General features: G+C 58.1%; 14 protein-coding genes and 1 other RNA gene. 6 read left to right on the top strand and 9 right to left on the bottom strand.

Translation table 11 applies throughout. From position 1 onward, the window contains the following. The first annotated feature begins 159 nt into the window (after positions 1-159). The 3 genes from hemN (at position 160) to RHM68_RS09220 (ending at position 3,050) form a co-directional block, all read left to right on the top strand. Positions 160-1,542, top strand: a complete 1,383-nt coding sequence (gene hemN / locus RHM68_RS09230) for an oxygen-independent coproporphyrinogen III oxidase (protein ID WP_322222122.1) — start codon at positions 160-162, stop codon at positions 1,540-1,542. 149 nt (positions 1,543-1,691) lie between these two features. After that, a complete protein-coding gene (fnr, locus tag RHM68_RS09225) occupies positions 1,692-2,423 on the top strand; it encodes a fumarate/nitrate reduction transcriptional regulator Fnr (RefSeq protein ID WP_322222120.1) in 732 nt (243 codons plus the stop codon). Between the two features lie 78 nt (positions 2,424-2,501). After that, positions 2,502-3,050 carry an adenine phosphoribosyltransferase gene (locus RHM68_RS09220; RefSeq protein ID WP_008057870.1) on the top strand — a complete coding sequence of 183 codons (549 nt, stop codon included), beginning with the start codon at positions 2,502-2,504 and terminating at the stop codon, positions 3,048-3,050. A 73-nt stretch (positions 3,051-3,123) separates the two neighbouring features. Here the strand turns inward: RHM68_RS09220 and RHM68_RS09215 are convergent, their stop codons facing one another. The 5 genes from RHM68_RS09215 to dnaX form a co-directional block, all read right to left on the bottom strand. After that, positions 3,124-4,272 (bottom strand): acyl-CoA dehydrogenase family protein, encoded by a 1,149-nt coding sequence (locus RHM68_RS09215; RefSeq protein ID WP_322222116.1) that lies wholly within the window; start codon positions 4,270-4,272, stop codon positions 3,124-3,126. Positions 4,273-4,370: 98 nt separating this feature from the next. Next, the gene (recR, locus tag RHM68_RS09210; protein ID WP_322222114.1) at positions 4,371-4,973 is read right to left on the bottom strand and encodes a recombination mediator RecR; all 603 of its coding nucleotides are present in this window, start codon (positions 4,971-4,973) and stop codon (positions 4,371-4,373) included. A gap of 65 nt (positions 4,974-5,038) precedes the next feature. Then, positions 5,039-6,073 carry an NADP-dependent oxidoreductase gene (locus RHM68_RS09205; RefSeq protein ID WP_322222113.1) on the bottom strand — a complete coding sequence of 345 codons (1,035 nt, stop codon included), beginning with the start codon at positions 6,071-6,073 and terminating at the stop codon, positions 5,039-5,041. 197 nt (positions 6,074-6,270) lie between these two features. Further along, entirely contained in the window at positions 6,271-6,609 is a 339-nt protein-coding gene (locus RHM68_RS09200; RefSeq protein WP_007905413.1) for a YbaB/EbfC family nucleoid-associated protein, read from the bottom strand. A gap of 66 nt (positions 6,610-6,675) precedes the next feature. After that, the gene (gene dnaX, locus RHM68_RS09195) at positions 6,676-8,763 is read right to left on the bottom strand and encodes a DNA polymerase III subunit gamma/tau (RefSeq protein ID WP_322222110.1); all 2,088 of its coding nucleotides are present in this window, start codon (positions 8,761-8,763) and stop codon (positions 6,676-6,678) included. Positions 8,764-8,907: 144 nt separating this feature from the next. Here dnaX and RHM68_RS09190 point away from each other — a divergent pair, with 144 nt between their 5' ends. Beyond that, positions 8,908-9,666 (top strand): transporter substrate-binding domain-containing protein, encoded by a 759-nt coding sequence (locus RHM68_RS09190; protein WP_322222108.1) that lies wholly within the window; start codon positions 8,908-8,910, stop codon positions 9,664-9,666. A 49-nt stretch (positions 9,667-9,715) separates the two neighbouring features. On the opposite strand, the gene RHM68_RS09185 is transcribed toward RHM68_RS09190, so the two are convergent. After that, complete coding sequence (locus tag RHM68_RS09185; protein WP_322222105.1) at positions 9,716-11,416, bottom strand: putative bifunctional diguanylate cyclase/phosphodiesterase; 1,701 nt, start codon at positions 11,414-11,416, stop codon at positions 9,716-9,718. 416 nt (positions 11,417-11,832) lie between these two features. Here RHM68_RS09185 and RHM68_RS09180 point away from each other — a divergent pair, with 416 nt between their 5' ends. Together RHM68_RS09180 and RHM68_RS09175 are read left to right on the top strand one after the other, a co-directional pair. Then, positions 11,833-12,147, top strand: a complete 315-nt coding sequence (locus tag RHM68_RS09180; RefSeq protein WP_322222102.1) for a helix-turn-helix transcriptional regulator — start codon at positions 11,833-11,835, stop codon at positions 12,145-12,147. 157 nt (positions 12,148-12,304) lie between these two features. Then, positions 12,305-13,210 (top strand): DUF2167 domain-containing protein, encoded by a 906-nt coding sequence (locus tag RHM68_RS09175; RefSeq protein WP_322222100.1) that lies wholly within the window; start codon positions 12,305-12,307, stop codon positions 13,208-13,210. 182 nt (positions 13,211-13,392) lie between these two features. On the opposite strand, the gene ffs is transcribed toward RHM68_RS09175, so the two are convergent. From ffs to ligA, 3 genes are all read right to left on the bottom strand, one after another. Next, positions 13,393-13,489, bottom strand: an RNA gene (gene ffs, locus RHM68_RS09170) — signal recognition particle sRNA small type. Between the two features lie 198 nt (positions 13,490-13,687). Then, the gene (locus tag RHM68_RS09165) at positions 13,688-14,851 is read right to left on the bottom strand and encodes a zinc-binding metallopeptidase family protein (protein WP_322222099.1); all 1,164 of its coding nucleotides are present in this window, start codon (positions 14,849-14,851) and stop codon (positions 13,688-13,690) included. 106 nt (positions 14,852-14,957) lie between these two features. Further along, a complete protein-coding gene (ligA, locus tag RHM68_RS09160; RefSeq protein ID WP_322222097.1) occupies positions 14,958-17,315 on the bottom strand; it encodes an NAD-dependent DNA ligase LigA in 2,358 nt (785 codons plus the stop codon). Positions 17,316-17,402 lie beyond the last annotated feature (87 nt).

Genomic DNA, 17,402 nt, shown 5'->3' with positions numbered 1-17,402 from the left:
CTCGCTCCCACAGGGGAATGCACATCAATGAGGACGTGAGCCTAGCCGCGAAGAGGCCCGTACTGCCTACCTGGATCGACCGTTGATGCAAATCAAGATGCCCTAACGCCGCACCCCATAGACTCGCTGACACTGCCAGCCTATCCGGGGAATGCCCGCATGCTCGACGCCATTCGTTGGGACACAGATCTGATCCGCCGTTACGACCTGGCGGGACCGCGTTACACCTCGTACCCGACCGCCGTGCAATTCAATAGCCAGGTCGGCACCTTCGACTTGTTCCATGCCTTGCGTGAAAGCCGCAAAGCACTGCGCCCACTGTCGCTGTATGTGCATGTGCCGTTCTGCGCGAACATTTGCTACTACTGCGCCTGTAACAAAGTCATCACCAAGGATCGCGGGCGGGCCCTGCCTTATTTGCAACGGCTGGAGCAGGAGATCCAGTTGATCGCCTGCCACCTGGACCCGGCGCAAAAAGTCGAGCAACTGCACTTTGGTGGCGGCACCCCGACCTTCCTCAGCCATGACGAACTGCGTCAGTTGATGGCGCAATTGCGCAAACACTTCAATCTGCTGGACGATGATTCCGGCGACTACGGCATCGAGATCGATCCGCGTGAAGCCGACTGGTCGACCATGGGCCTGCTGCGGGAACTGGGTTTCAACCGGGTCAGCATCGGCCTGCAAGACCTTGACCCTGCCGTACAGCGAGCGGTCAATCGCCTGCAAAGCCTGGAAGAGACACGCGCCGTCATCGACGCTGCGCGCACCTTGCAGTTTCGCTCGATCAATATTGATCTGATCTACGGTCTGCCAAAACAGACGCCCGAGCACTTCGCCCACACGGTGGATGAAGTGATCAGCCTGCAACCGGATCGGCTCTCGGTGTTCAATTACGCACACCTGCCGGAACGCTTCATGCCGCAACGGCGGATCAACAGCGACGAACTGCCGACACCGGCGCAGAAGCTGGAGATGCTTCAGGGCACCATCGAACAACTGACCCGGGCCGGTTACCGCTACATCGGTATGGACCATTTCGCCTTGCCCGACGACGAACTCGCGATTGCTCAGGAAGAGTCGACCCTGCAACGCAACTTCCAGGGCTACACCACCCATGGCCACTGCGATTTGATCGGGCTGGGGGTCTCCGCCATCAGCCAGATCGGCGATCTGTACTGCCAGAACAGCAGCGATCTGAACCACTACCAGAACGCCCTCGCCTCGGCACAACTGGCCACCAGCCGTGGTTTGATTTGCAACGCCGATGACCGCCTGCGCCGGGCGGTGATTCAGCAACTGATCTGCAACTTCACGTTGGAATTCGCTGAAATCGAACAGGCATTCAACATCGACTTTAGGGGTTATTTTGGGGAACTGTGGCCGCAATTGCAGGCCATGGCCACCGACGGACTGATCCACCTGGAAAACCAACGCATCAGCGTCCTGCCGGCCGGCCGATTACTAGTTCGCTCGGTGTGCATGGTCTTCGATGCGTACCTGGACCCGCACAATCGCCAGCGATTTTCACGAGTGATTTGACGTTTTATTCCTGTAAACGGCAACGCGCCAGTGGATCGACCTGCCGCTGACGTTGCTCCCCTGCGGCAAAATCGCCGCGTGCTGGCCTCAATGTCCTCCCGTGAGTTACCCTTACGGCTTATGTGTGTTTTCCCACAAGGATTAAAGAAATGTCCGAGCCAGTAAAACTGCGCGCTCATAGCCAAGCTCATTGCAAGGATTGCAGCCTGGCTCCCCTCTGCTTGCCACTTTCTCTGAATCTGGAAGACATGGATGCGTTGGACGAAATCGTTAAGCGGGGTCGTCCGCTGAAGAAAGGCGAGTTTCTGTTCCGTCAGGGCGACACCTTCGATTGCGTTTATGCAGTACGCTCCGGCGCGTTAAAGACTTTTAGCCTGAGCGATGGTGGCGAAGAGCAACTGACCGGTTTCCACTTGCCAAGCGAACTGGTCGGTCTATCGGGCATGGACACTGAAAAGCACCCCGTCTCGGCGCAAGCACTGGAGACAACCTCGGTCTGCGAAATTCCTTTCGATCGCCTCGACGAACTGGCCCTGCAACTGCCGCAATTGCGTCGTCAGTTGATGCGAGTGATGAGCCGCGAGATTCGCGACGATCAGCAAATGATGCTGCTGTTGTCGAAGAAAACCGCCGACGAACGCATCGCCACCTTCCTGGTCAACCTGTCCGCGCGCTTTCGCGCCCGTGGTTTTTCCGCCAATCAGTTCCGTTTGAGCATGTCGCGTAACGAAATCGGCAACTACCTGGGCCTGGCGGTGGAAACCGTGTCCCGAGTATTCACGCGCTTCCAGCAAAACGAATTGATAGCCGCCGAAGGTAAGGAAATCCATATTCTGGACCCGATCCAGCTGTGTGCCCTGGCCGGTGGCTCACTGGAGTAATTGAACCGCTGCGGCTGAGCGAAACGTTTCAGCCGCCGTTATACTGCGTCGTTTGCAGACTGCCAGGACACCTCGACGATGGTCTTTGACTCCTTCGACATCAAATCCCTGATCCGCCCCGTGATCGACTTTCCAAAACCGGGCGTGATTTTTCGCGACATCACTCCGCTATTTCAATCGCCCACGGCGCTGCGCCTGGTGATGGACAGCTTCGCCCACCGCTATGTCGAAGCCGACTTCACCCACATCGGTGCCATGGATGCCCGTGGTTTTCTGATCGGCTCGGTACTGGCTTACCAACTGAACAAGCCGCTGGTGCTGTTCCGCAAGCAAGGCAAGCTGCCGGCGGACGTGCTGGCAGAAGGTTACGCGACCGAATACGGCGAAGCCTTTCTTGAAGTCCACGCCGACAGCCTCTGCGAGGGTGATTCGGTAGTCATGTTCGATGACCTGATTGCGACGGGCGGCACGCTGATCGCAGCAGCGAATCTCATTCGGCGCATGGGCGCGCGGGTGCATGAAGCCGCCGCGATTATTGACCTGCCGGAGTTGGGTGGATCGCAGCGACTGGAAGACATGGGCATTCCGACGTTTTGCCTGACGCAGTTTGCGTTGTCTGATAAGTAGGCGGCGCCTGGGCTGCTGCTATCGCCTGTTGATGTAAATCGTTCCAGCGCTGCGCGTTGGAACGATCAGGTCTTCAAAGCCCCATCTGCTTGCTGATGATCTCGTTCATCACTTCGCGAGTACCGCCGCCGATCGAAAGAATACGGCTATCGCGGTACAACCGCTCCACCAGGCTTTCGCGCATGTAGCCCATGCCACCCAGAATCTGTACCGCGTCCGTGGTGATGCGATCCGCCGTATCGGTGGCAAAATTCTTGGCCATGGAAATTTCCTTGATGACGCTCTGCCCCGCCGCCATTTTCGCCGCCTGGCGATAAGTGAACTCTCGCGACACCTCTAACGCCGTTGCCATTTCAGCGAGACGATGCTTGAGCACCTGAAACTTGCCGATAGGCTTGCCAAAGGCTTCGCGCTGACGGGCCCATTTCAGACTTTCTTCGAGGGCCAGCTGTGCGGTCATGTTGGCCATCAGCGCCAAAGCCAGTCGCTCATTCTGGAAATTGCCCATGATGCAGGCAAACCCCATGTTCTCAACGCCGATCAAGTTGCCAACGGGCACACGGCAATCGTCGAAGAACAACTCAGCAGTGTCCGACGCCCACCAGCCCATTTTCTTCAACTGCCGCCCGACGCTGAAACCCGGCGTGCCCTTTTCGATCAACATCAGGCTGATGCCGCCAAAACCCGGCTCACCAGTGCGCACCGCGACGGTGTAAAAATCGGCACGAACGCCACTGGTGATGAACGTTTTACTGCCGCTGACCCGATAATAATCGCCATCACGCACTGCGCGCGTTTGCAGGTTAGCCACGTCCGAGCCGCCGCTGGGCTCAGTGATCGCCAGGGCGCTGATTTTTTCGCCTGCCAACACTTGGGGCACCACGCGATCACGGACTTGGGGGGTGGCCCATTTGAGAATGGGCGGCAAGCCGATGTCCAGCGAGCAGAGTCCTGCCACTAGCCCACCGGAGCCGCAACGCATCAGCTCTTCGCTGGCGGCCACCCTGGCAAACAGATCGCCTTCGTGGCTGCCGCCAAGGGTTTCGGGATAGCCAATCCCTAAAATCCCCGCCGCCCCGGCTTTGAGATAAAGGTCGCGGGGAAAGCTTTCAGCTTCTTCCCACTGATCGATGTCCGGAAGAATCTCGCGTTCGACGAAACGCCTGACACTGTCACGGACCAATTGGTGGCTGGAATCGAAGTATTCCTGAAAGGCAGGCATGAGCGATCTCCACTGAGGGTTCAGCGAAGTTAACCGAGCGCTTGCTTGGTTATCAATAGGTTTGTGTGAATTAGTCGCATTCTCTTAAACCACAGGGCTCAAAGTAAAATCGGCTTACGCCCTGCAAACGAATGCGCCAACGTTCCGCCATCCACCAACTCAAGCTCGCCACCCAACGGCACGCCATGGGCGATGCGCGAGGCGATCAGGCCTTTGTTGTTGAGTAACTGGGCGATGTAATGGGCCGTGGCCTCGCCTTCCACCGTGGGGTTGGTGGCGAGGATAACCTCAGTGAACGTGCCGGCGTCTTCAATTCGCGTGAGTAATTGCGGGATGCCGATGGCTTCGGGCCCTAGACCGTCGAGGGGCGACAAATGCCCTTTGAGCACGAAATAGCGACCGCGAAAACCAGTCTGCTCCACCGCGTAGACATCCATCGGTCCTTCCACCACGCACAGCAAGGTGTCGTCACGACGATTGTCGGCGCATTGCGGGCAGAGGTCGTCTTCGGTCAGCGTGCGGCACAATCGACAGTGACCGACACCTTCCATGGCCTGGCTCAGGGCCTGAGCCAGTCGAGAACCACCGCTGCGATCACGCTCAAGCAGTTGCAACGCCATGCGCTGAGCGGTTTTCTGACCGACACCCGGCAAAGTGCGCAAGGCATCGATCAGTTGGCGAATCAAAGGGCTGAAGCTCATGATCAAAGGTCCGACAAAACGACGAGACGCGGTTTATACCCGCGCCTCTGGCCAGCGTCAAATACTCAGTCTTGGGCGACCTGTACCACGAGTTTGCCGAAGTTGCGCCCTTCCAGCAGCCCGATGAACGCCTCGGGCGCATTCTCCAATCCCTCTACCACGTCTTCGCGGAACTTCACCTTGCCCTCGCGTACCCACGGCAACATGGCGCTGATGAACTCTGGCTGACGGTCACCGTAGTCATCGAACACGATAAAACCCTGGATACGTGCGCGCTTGGTCAGCAACGTGCGCAGCAATTGCGGCAGACGATCCGGCCCACTTGGCGCCTGATGCGCGTTGTAGGAAGCAATCAAACCGCACAGCGGAATCCGCGCCTTAGGGTTGAGCAACGGCACAATCGCCTCGAAAACCTTGCCGCCGACGTTCTCGAAATAAATGTCGATACCTTGGGCGCAAGCGTGGGCCAGCTCACTGGAAAAGTTGGGGCTCTTATGATCGACACAGGCATCAAACCCTAATTCCTCGACCACGTAACGGCACTTGTCCGCCCCGCCCGCCACGCCGACCACCCGCAGGCCTTTGAGCTTGGCCACCTGACCGACCACGGAGCCTACGGCGCCAGACGCCGCCGCCACCACCAGGGTTTCGCCAGCCTTGGGCTGACCGATATCCATCAGGCCCATGTAGGCCGTCATGCCCGGCATACCGAGTACACCCAACGCCATCGACGGACTCGGCAGCCCGGACGGAATCGGGATGATGTTATGACCCTCGCTGATGCTGTGGCTCTGCCAGCCAGTGGAACCGACCACAAGATCGCCTTCCTGGAACTTCGGGTTCAGGGAGCGCTCGACACGACTCACAGCGCCACCGGTCATTACTTCGTCAATTTGCACCGGAGCAGCGTAGGACGGTGCGTCACTCATGCGACCGCGCATGTAGGGATCGAGCGACAGATAAAGGGTCTTGAGCAACACTTGGCCTTCGGCCAAATCAGGCAGCGCCACCCGCTCCAGACGAAAATTTTCCGGGGTCGGCGCGCCCACCGGGCGCGATACCAGGACGATACGTTGGTTGAGGGTCAATGCGTCTGACATGTCAGCGTCTCCTTGATCGATGAATTTTGCGGTATAGAGTGCAGACCGTTGTGGCGGTGGGGCGTTCGATGTTTATTCGACAACATCCAGTCGTCCTCTTCGCGAGCAGGCTCGCGAAAGCGGTCTCGCCCAGAAACAAGAATGCCAGGCGCAAAGCCTGGCATTTTTTTGTAGCCCATCCGATGCACGTTAGCGAATCAGAATGGCAATTTCATACCCGGCGGCAATTGCATGCCAGCGGTCACACCGGACATTTTATCCTGGCTGTTGGCTTCAATCTTGCGCACAGCATCGTTGACGGCAGCGGCGAAAACGGCCTCCAGCATCTCTTTGTCGTCTTCGCTGAGACCTTCCACCAGGCTCGGGTCGATGGTCACACGCTTGACGTCGTGACGACCGGTCATCACCACCGTGACCATATCGCCACCGGCCTTACCGGTGACTTCAGCGTTGGCCAGTTCTTCCTGCATCTTGGCCATTTTTTCCTGCATCTGCTGTGCCTGCTTCATCAGGCCGGCCATGCCACCTTTCATCATGGTAATCACCTCAACGTACTTGGATTAAAACGGTGCCCGGCGAATGCAGCCGAACGCCTTCGGTTATTAGCCCTGAACGACCAGGGCTTCGACAGGTTCAATAGTATCGTCACGGACCACCGCACCAAACTGCTGCATCATCTGCTGGATGAACGGGTCGCCATGGATCGACTCCTCGGCCTCGCGCTGACGGTTCGCACGGCGCCGGGAGGCGGCCTGGGCCGGGGTTTCCTGCTCAGGCTTGATCAGTTCCATGGTCAGGGTCAGGGGACGCCCGTGAAACTGGTTCAGCGCATCATTGAGCCGGCGCTGCTGAGTCGTGTTGAACAGCGCGCTATGGGCCGGGTCAAGGTGCAGCAGCCAGTGGTCACCCTCGACCGCGATCAATGTGCAGTTGGCGGCAATACTGGCGGTCATGCCGGAGATCGGTAATTTCGGGAACAGCTCCAGCCATTGCAGCGCCAGACCAGTGGCCGGCTTCGCGGCGGGCTCAGGCTCAGGTTCCGGCGCAGGCTCGGCGGTGTGTTCACTGGCCAGGTCGTCGAGGTAGCTGTAGGACGAGTCCATATCAGGTTCGATGTAGTCCTCGTCCAGCGGCGGCTCGTCATCCAGGTCCATCCCCGGTGTAGCCGCATCGACGTCGGCCACGGATGGCTCAGGTATCGGCGCGGCGGCCCATTCCGGGGCGTCCGGCACTGCGCTGTCAGGGGGCGGCAACGGCATGGGCGGCAACTCGGGTTGCTCGCTGGCGGTTTCCAGCACGGGCTCGACGGCCGGCTGCTGGATGACGTCGGGTTCAACCGGGTCATTCCACGGCAGATCAATCACGTCCTCGACAGCAGTCACTTCAACCACTGGCTCGGGAACAACCACTGGAGCAAGCGCTTCAGGTATGGGCACCACTTCGGGTGCGGGCGCCGGCGTCACAACTGGCGCAGCCACAACCGGGACAGTGGTCGCCGCAACTACCGGCGTAACGAGGGGCCCGGCAGCCACTGAATTAGCGGAATCAACTGTGGCCTGGCTGATCCCCACTGGCTTTAGCGGTTGCCTCGGCGCATCCGCGGTGTCTGCCGGTCGGAACGCAAGCATTCGCAGCAGGACCATTTCAAAACCACCACGCGGGTCCGGCGCCAGCGGTAAATCGCGGCGACCAATCAGGCCCATCTGGTAGTAAAACTGTACGTCTTCGGCCGGCAGCGCCTGAGCCAATGCCAGTACCCGATCACGATCGCCATGGCCGTTGTCGACGCCTTCCGGCAACGCCTGGGCAATGGCAACCCGGTGCAGCACGTTGAGAATTTCCGAGAGCACACCGTTCCAGTCCGGACCTTGCTCGGCCAAGTGGCGCACAGCTTCAAGCAACGCCTTGGCGTCACCTTCGATCAGCGAATGCAGGACATCAAACACCTGGCCATGATCCAGTGTGCCGAGCATCGCCCGCACGTCGACGGCCATGACTTTGCCTTCACCAAAGGCAATGGCCTGATCGGTCAGGCTCATGGCATCGCGCATCGAGCCGTCAGCGGCACGCCCCAGCAGCCACAGCGCATCGTCTTCAAACGGCACGTTCTCGACGCCCAGCACGTGGGTCAAATGCTCGACCACCCGTTCAGGCGTCATGTTCTTCAGCGAGAACTGCAGACACCGCGACAGAATCGTCGCCGGAAGTTTCTGCGGGTCAGTGGTGGCAAGAATGAACTTGACGTAGGGTGGCGGCTCTTCGAGGGTTTTCAGCAGCGCATTGAAGGAATGGCTCGAAAGCATGTGGACTTCGTCGATCAGGTAGACCTTGAAGCGACCGCGACTCGGGGCGTACTGCACGTTGTCGAGCAGCTCGCGGGTGTCTTCGACTTTGGTCCGGCTCGCGGCGTCGATCTCGATCAGGTCGACAAAACGCCCCTCATCGATTTCGCGGCACACCGAGCACTCGCCGCACGGCGTCGAAGTAATACCTGTTTCACAGTTCAGGCATTTGGCGATGATTCGCGCGATGGTGGTTTTGCCCACACCGCGAGTGCCGGTAAATAAATAGGCGTGGTGCAGCCGCTGGCTGTCCAAGGCATTGATCAGAGCCTTGAGCACATGGGTCTGGCCGACCATTTCGCGGAACGAGCGCGGACGCCATTTACGTGCAAGAACCTGATAACTCATCGAAAACCATCGCCACTGGGAAGCAGAAGCGGCTAATGCTAGCGGAGCAAGGCCAAAATTGCATCCGGTGCGCCTCTCTAATCTGGCTAAGCTGCACGTTGAGAGGCTTTTATCGGCTCAGGTTTCATCATTACCGGAGCGTTTATGCGGTTAGCCTTGGGGGCACTGCTGTTGATCAGCCTGAACGTCGTGGCCGCTGATGCTCCATTGCGCTTCGTGATGAGCGACAGTTGGGCAATGCCCATGGTGCAACTGGAGCGCGGCCGACCGACGCAAGGCATCCTTTACGACATCATGCTGAGCCTCGCGACCCAGGTCGGAGTGCCGGCAGAGTTTCATGTACTGCCTCGGGCCCGAGTGCAAAACGCGATGGAGCATGGCGAGGTCGATGTGCGCTGCTATGTATCTCAGTCCTGGCTGCCAAACCAGTCCGGGGATTACATCTGGAGCATCCCGCTGTTTGTTCAGCGAGACCTGCTGATCGGCCGGCACGACTTCCCCGTTTCGATGCGCCTGCAAAATATGCCGCGCCAGCCCATCGGCACCGTGCTCGGTTACGTCTACACCTCCCTGCAACCGCTGTTCGATACCGGCCAGTTGCAACGTGAAGACGCGCGCAACCAGGAACAAGTGCTCGCTAAACTCCTCGCAGGCCGCTATCACTTCGCCGTGAGCAACGAGTGGACCCTGGACTGGTTCAACCAGAGCCTGATGCCCGAGCGGCAACTGCACGCGGTGGCGGTACTTCAGGAACAGAAGGTCGGCTGCTACGTGCGCAACGATCCAAAAGTGCCGGTGCAACGCATTCTGCGCACGTTGCTGCGAATGAAAATGTCGGGCGAGATTGATGAAATCGTTCGGCTCTACATCGGCGGTGAACCCGCCGCTGACGAGATGAAGTAGCCATCACTCGCTGCACTCCTTTGGTCTGGTTACGCCTTATAAACAAGGGTCATTCCAGTGGCTCCAGCACTTGCCATTGTTGGGGCGCGACAAAACCTGCGACCCAGCCCGGCACTTCGTCGGGCGGCATAGGCCGGGCAATGAAATAGCCTTGCGCGACCTCGCAACCGAGCTGCAACAGCAACTCACCATGCTCGACACTCTCCAGCCCTTCAGCGACCACCTGCTGGCCAAACGCCCGAGCCAAACCAATCACCGCCGAGGCGAGAGCCAGATCGTCACGGTCATGAAGAATGTCACGCACGAACGTTTTATCGATCTTGATGGTTTGCGTGCGCAGGCGCTTGAGGTAGCTGAGAGACGAATAACCGGTTCCAAAATCCCCTAAGGAAAACTGCACACCAAGCGCCTGACAAGCCTGCAAACAGGCACTGACATGCTGAATATTCTCGCTCGCTACCGACTCAACGATTTCCAGATCGAGCAGTTGCGGAGCGACCTGCCTATGCCGCGCCAGGACATCTCCGAGCCGCTCGACAAAGTCCGCTCGCTGAAAATGCCGCGCCGCAATGTTGATGCTGACCGGCCAACTCTGCCCCGCCTGCTGCCAGCGATGCAATTGCGACAAGACCTGATCCATCACCCACTCACCGATGTCGATGATCAGATCGGTTTCCTCCACCAGCGGCAGAAATTCGCGTGACGGCACCCAACCATTTTGTGGATGCTCCCAGCACAATGACGCCTCGAAACCGACCACCACGCCACGGCGCATGTTCACCTTGGGTTGAAAATGTAGACACAACTCACCGGCGCCCAAGGCCTGACGCACGCGTTCGACCGTCTGATGCGTGGCCTTGACCTCCTGATCCCTGGAGACATCAAATAAATGAAAGCGATTGCGCCCACGCTGCTTGGCCACGTACATGGCTTGATCGGCGTGGCGCAGCAAGGTTTCGGCATCTTCGTTGTCGTGGGGAAACAAGGTGACGCCAATGCTGGCAAACACATTGATCGCTTTACCATGCAGCGAATACGGCGCCGAAATAGCACCCAGCACCCGATTCAGAGCGGCACGCAATTCAGATGAATCACGCACATAACGCAGCACCAGTACGAACTCGTCCCCGGCCAGCCGAGCCACCACATCTTCGCCACGCACAATGCTGCGCAACCGGCTGGCCACTTCCACCAACAACAGATCGCCACTGGCATGACCATAACCGTCGTTGACCGCTTTAAAGCCGTCGAGATCCAGCATGCAGACCGCCAGCGGGATGGTTTCTTGCCGGGAAAACTCCAGCGCCTGATCCAGCAGGTCCGAAAGAAACGCGCGATTAGGAAGGCCAGTCAGCACATCGTGCCCCACCCGCCATTGCAGGGAATGCAGCAGTTGCCGCTTATCACTGACGTCAAAACGAATAGACAGATAGCGCTGCACACGCCCGGTCACGTCATCAAGCACCGGCACCATGGTGCTGTCGACCCAATAAAGGCTACCGTCCTTGGCCCGATTGCAAATTTCCCCTTTCCAGACATTTCCCAAGGCAATGGTGCGCCACAGGTTGGCGAAGAAATCAGCGGGGTGCAGGCCGGAATTGAGGATGCGATGGTTTTGCCCCATCAGCTCTTCACGGCTGTAGCCGGAGATGGCACAAAACTGATCATTGACGTAGGTGATGCGGCCGCTCAGGTCGGTCTCTGAAAAAATGGCGGCAGCATCGACGGCCCTGCGGTATTTCTCTTCCATGAGTCAGGCTCTCTGTCGCTAGCGGTGGCACCGCTCGACCAGCGCAGGATGCCCGGAAGAGATGTTTTGAAACGAACTGCGCAGAGACACGTAATCACTCCATGAGCGGAATTTGATGGCCCCGGGACAGCTGAAGATCAACTAGGCTTCACGACCTCGGCCAAGATGAAATCCACGTTCGCGGTAACATTTTTTGAGGTTGCAGCGCGGCTGCGGCTTATCCGCACACCCGGCAAATGAACACAATGCTGGCCGTTTCATATCGCCACAACTTCTGAAAGCAGGTCACTAAATGCCCCCTTAGAGGGGCAATTCTACGAAACGCATCACATTTTGAAAAGCAAGGTGATGAATCATGCGGTTGTCTAATGCAAAAATCTATCGTTAAGTTCTTGATTCTAAATGGGAATTAAGCGATGCAAATTTCAAGTTTGGGTCCGGCCATCCGACGCTACCGCAAGGTCGCAGGGCTTACTCAGGCTGAACTCGGTGAAAAAACCGGTTTTGACCCCAAAACCATCAGCCGCTTTGAAACCGGCACCTATACCCCCAGCGTGGAAACACTCTTCCTGCTTGCCAATGTGCTGGGTGTGAAGCTGAAAGCCTTTTTCGCAGATTTTGGCGACGAAGACGAACAGCGGGCGTACCTGTTCAGCGTCATACACAAAGCCACCTCAAAGGATCTGGGAAAGCTGATCGCTGCGGTTGACCAGGCCTTGTCCAAGCCTTAGAGCACGCCATTAAGAAGGCAGGTTTGTCACCATCGACAAGCTTGCCTTTTTGCATTGGGAAAACGCTTGAAAACAGCCCAACGCAGAAGCACGTGCATCAGTAGTAGCCATCCGATATCATGCCGCGCCAAATTAATTCAAAATGTAAGGGAATACAATGAAACACCTCCGTCCGCTTCTGATGGCCGCACTGCTGTGTTCGTTATGCGCCAATACACACGCTGCAAATAAACCTACCCCTGCCCCCGTTGAAGCCGTCGAGGCCACACAAACACCGCAACAGTTTCTTGCCTCCCTGAAGCCACAACACGGCACGATCACCCTGCCCACCGGCATTGCGACGCTAAAACTCAACGATCAATTTTATTATCTGGACCCCACTGACACCGAACGACTGCTGACCGATGGCTGGGGCAACCCACCAGGCCACAAGACGCTAGGCATGATCATTCCCAACGCCGTCAACCCACTGACTGCCAGCGGCTGGGGCGTGATCGTCAGCTACAAGGATGATGGGCATATTTCCGACGAAGACGCGGCCAAAATCGACTATGACGACCTGCTCAGGCAAATGCAGGAAGAGGATGAGGACGACAACAAAGCGCGCAAGAAACAGGGTTATGCGGGCCTGCACTTACTAGGCTGGGCAGAGAAGCCGCACTACGACGAGACCAGCCACAAAATGTACTGGGCTCGCGAACTGAAAGCCGACGACGCCAAGGACAGCACGCTCAACTACAGCATCAGGGTCTTGGGACGCAAAGGCGTACTGGAGCTGAATGCCGTCGCGTCAATGGCGGACTTGCAGACAATCAAGCAGGAATTGCCAAAAGTCATCGCCTTCACCAACTTCACCGACGGCAACCTTTATTCCGACTACAGCCCAGGCACCGACAAGTTGGCCACTTACGGTTTGGCGGCATTGGTGGGCGGCGGTTTAGCGGCCAAGGCCGGACTGTTTGCCAAAATCGGCATCTTCCTGCTGGCGGCGAAAAAGTTTCTGATTATCGGGCTGGTATTCGTTGCAGGGTTTGTGCGCAAGCTGTTTAACCGCAAGGCATAAGCTTGCCTGCACGCGCTGCCGAACATGTTCAGTAGCGCCGCACTCCCGGAACGCAGACAGAGAAAAGCCATGTCGCGATACACGACAGCATCAAGCACAATTTCTAATTGAAAGCGAAGGTACAGCGAGGGGAACTGCGCACTCAAACCCTTGCAATAACGGATTGAGCGTTAAGGTGGTAACCCCACCAGCCACACCCCGGCACACAATGTTCCCGCTGTGGCTGCTTCCTTCCGGATCTGACCAGGTTCACGGGTAATCGTTGCGGGGGGACCGATGGGGTCACCATAACGACGCTCACCTGACGGTGAGCGGCGCCATTGTACCTATCTGAGACGAAGTTACAACCGTTCGGATGGATTAAAAAACATGAGCGCGTTCAAGGACATGCGCAACCCCTGAAAAATGGCACCTTCGCACGGTCCGACAGATGCACGACGACCTCTCAGAAGCGCCAAAGGCTATCAACGGCTGATCTTATTGCGCCAATACCTCGTCCGCCCTGCCCCCCTCCTGCTGGATGACCAGGTGAATGAAGTGCAGTTTCGCGATCACCGCTGGCGGCAAGATAAAGGGATAGAAGTCAGGCTGCCCCATGCTGCGCGACAGCTCATTGAGCATGCCGGCCAGCTCGATCCATGCATTGACGAATGAAAGGAACGCGGCACCACCCTGGTGTTGCGGATCGTAGAGGGTGTCCAGGGGAAATGGTTGGTAGTCAAAATCCATGTCCCGAGCACTCATGCCAAAGCCCAGAGCAGTGTCCACCGCGTCCATCATGTGCAAGTAGTGCGCCCAGGTTTCAGCCCAGTCTTCCCAAGGGTGCATGGTGGCGTAGGCACTGACATTGTGTTGCTGCCAGTCCAGCGGCGCACCCTGCTGGTAATGGCGCTCCAGCGCCTCGGCGTAGCTGGCCCGCTCGTCACCAAACACACCACGGAATGGCTCCAGCCAATGGCTGTTGGCAATCAGTCGATCCCAGTAGTAATGCCCTACCTCATGACGGAAATGCCCAAGCAGCGTGCGATAGGGCTCATGCATCTGCACTCGGACCTGTTCGCGATGGGCGTCGTCGGCTTCCTTGATATCGAGGGTGACCAAACCGTTGGCGTGGCCGGTGGTCGGCGCTTTTCCCTCAAGGTCAATGCCAACAAAGTCGAAGGCCAGACCCGCCTCTTCACTCAGTGTTTTTGGAATCACTTGCAACCCGAGGCTGACCAGTTGCGCGACCAGTCGACGCTTGGCGGTTTCGACCTTGCGCCAGCGGTCGTGATTCTCGGGAATGGAAAGATCAGGGATGGTGTGATTCAGACTGCAAGCGATGCACAAAGCATCATGATCATTGGCCGGCAGCAGCCAATTGCAAGCCGCCGGAGAATCGAAGTTGGCACAACGACGAAATACGCCCGCTTCGCCATCGGCGTCCAGCACCCAGGTATCGACTTGCTGGCCGGGTTGCAGCGACGACAGGCGACTCTGCTCCGGCTGATACCCCAGTGCCGCTGAACACGCCAGGCACTGGCTGTTGCCAAAGAACAGTGACTGCCCACAACGACATTGCCACACCTTACTGTTACGTGAGCGTTCGCCCACAAAGGGCGCGGCGATGCGCGAGCTGAGCTGTTCGAAGAAGCGGTACATGGCGATCTCTCCCTGGGGTGCCAAGACTAGATCATGATTCGTCGTCGATCGTTCCGTATTTCAAACTACCCGGTGGCGAGGAAGCTCGCTCGCCACCGACCAGGTGTCAGACCGGTACGCCGTACCCCTTTAAGAATTCAACAAATGCCTCCTCATCCAGCACCTTCAACCCCAGCTCATTGGCCTTGGTCAACTTGGAGCCCGCGCCCGGCCCTGCGACCACGCAATAGGTCTTGGCCGACACCGAGCCGGCCACCTTGGCACCCAGGCTTTCGAGCTTGTCCTTGGCCACCTCACGGCTCATCAATTCCAATGAGCCGGTCAGCACCCAGGTCTGTCCGGCCAACGGCAAGCCTTCGACGACCCGCTTGTCGCTCTGCCAGTGCATGCCAAACTCCAGCAATTGCTTCTCGGCGGCTTCAGCGACTCGACGATGTTCTTCGACGGCGAAAAACTCCCGGACAGCATTCGCCTGCTTCTCCGGCAACGTCTGGCGCATATCCAGCCAATCTGCGGCAAACACACCGCCCAGCGAAGAAAATTTATCCGCCAGTTTCTGCGCCCCGCCGGGCCCCACCGAAGGGATATGCAACTTGTCGAGAAAACCGCCCAGCGTGGTACTGGCGGCAAACTCGGCGGCCAACTCACCCTGATCCTGAATCTGCAAACCGTGCTTGAGCAGATCAGCAATCACCTGTTGGTTGTGGGCGTCGCTGAAGAAGCTGTGAATCTCGTGAGCCACTTCCAGGCCGACATCCGGCAAGTACGTCAGCACGTGCGGCAACGCTTGCTGAACCCGCGCCAACGAGCCCAGAGCGCGCGCCAGCACCTTGGCCGTCTCCTCACCGACATCAGGAATCCCGAGGGCGTAGATGAAGCGTGCCAAGTTCGGCTTTTTGCTGTCTTCGATGGCGCTGAGCAGGTTCTTGCTGGACAACTCGGCAAAGCCTTCCAGATCGACAACTTGCTCGAATGTCAGTGCATAAAGATCCGCGGGCGAACTCACCAGACCTTCATCGACCAATTGCTCGACGCTCTTCTCACCGAGGCCTTCAATGTCCATGGCACGGCGGGAGACAAAGTGAATGATCGCCTGTTTGAGCTGAGCACCGCAGGCCAGGCGACCGACGCAGCGATACACCGCGCCCTCGCTGATGGTCTCGCGCCCCTTGCTACGCTTGACCAGTTGTGTGCGTTCCACATGAGAACCACAGACCGGACACTGCTCGGGAATTTGCACCGATCGCGCATTTTCCGGACGGCGCTCCACGACCACTTGCACCACTTGAGGAATGACATCTCCCGCACGACGGATGATCACGGTGTCGCCAATCATCAGACCCAGTCGCGCAACTTCGTCCATGTTGTGCAACGTCGCGTTGGCCACCGTAACACCCGCCACTTTGACCGGCTTCAAGCGCGCCACGGGCGTCACGGCACCGGTGCGACCGACCTGGAATTCCACGTCGAGCAATTCGGTGAGTTCTTCCATGGCCGGAAATTTGTGAGCGATGGCCCAGCGCGGTTCCCGCGCGCGAAAACCCAGCTCCCGCTGTGAAGCAATGCTGTTGACCTTGAACACCACGCCGTCAATTTCATAAGAAAGCGCACTACGCCGCTCACCGATGTCGCGATAGTAATCCAGGCATTCATCGACGCCGTGAGCAAGTTTCAGCTCATGACTGACCGGCATGCCCCAGGTTTTGAGTTGCTGCAAATTGCCAATGTGGGTGTCGGCAATATCCGCCGAAATCTGGCCGATGCCGTAGCAGCAAAACTCCAGCGGACGATTGGCGGTAATCTTCGAGTCGAGCTGGCGCAAGCTGCCCGCCGCCGCGTTGCGCGGATTGGCGAAGGTCTTGCCTCCCACTTCCAATTGCGTGGCGTTGAGCCGCTCGAACCCAGCCTTGGACATGAACACTTCACCGCGTACTTCCAGGGTCGCCGGCCAACCGCTGCCCTGTAGCTTGAGCGGAATATTGCGCACAGTGCGCACATTGACGCTGATGTCCTCACCGGTGGTGCCGTCACCCCGCGTCGCACCGCGCACCAGCACACCGTCCTGATACAGCAGGCTGACCGCAAGGCCATCGAGTTTGGGCTCACAGCTATATTCAACCGCAGCACCTCCACCAAACAAGTCACCTGCCGGCAGGTCCAGCCCCTCAGTCACCCGACGATCGAACTCGCGCATATCGACTTCTTCAAAGGCGTTGCCGAGGCTGAGCATCGGCACTTCATGGCGCACCTGGGTGAACGCCGACAGCGCCGCACTGCCCACTCGCTGGGTCGGTGAATCGCGAGTGATCAGTTCGGGATTAGCCGCTTCAAGGGCTTTGAGTTCGTGGAACAACCGATCATATTCGGCATCCGGAATACTCGGTTCATCGAGGACGTGGTAACGATAGTTGTGCTGATCCAGCTCAGCGCACAGCTCTAGAATGCGGTTTTTGGCGGCGGTCATGGGTGTTCTCTCATAAAGCAAAAGAGCAGCCAAGGCTGCTCAATCTGTTAATCGCGATAGCGTGAAGACGCAGTCTCAGTGGCGAAG

The organism is Pseudomonas sp. DC1.2 (assembly GCF_034351645.1).
Taxonomy (GTDB): domain Bacteria; phylum Pseudomonadota; class Gammaproteobacteria; order Pseudomonadales; family Pseudomonadaceae; genus Aquipseudomonas.
Note: the sequence above shows the minus strand (reverse complement) of the source record. Positions and strands in the feature narration are given on the sequence as shown.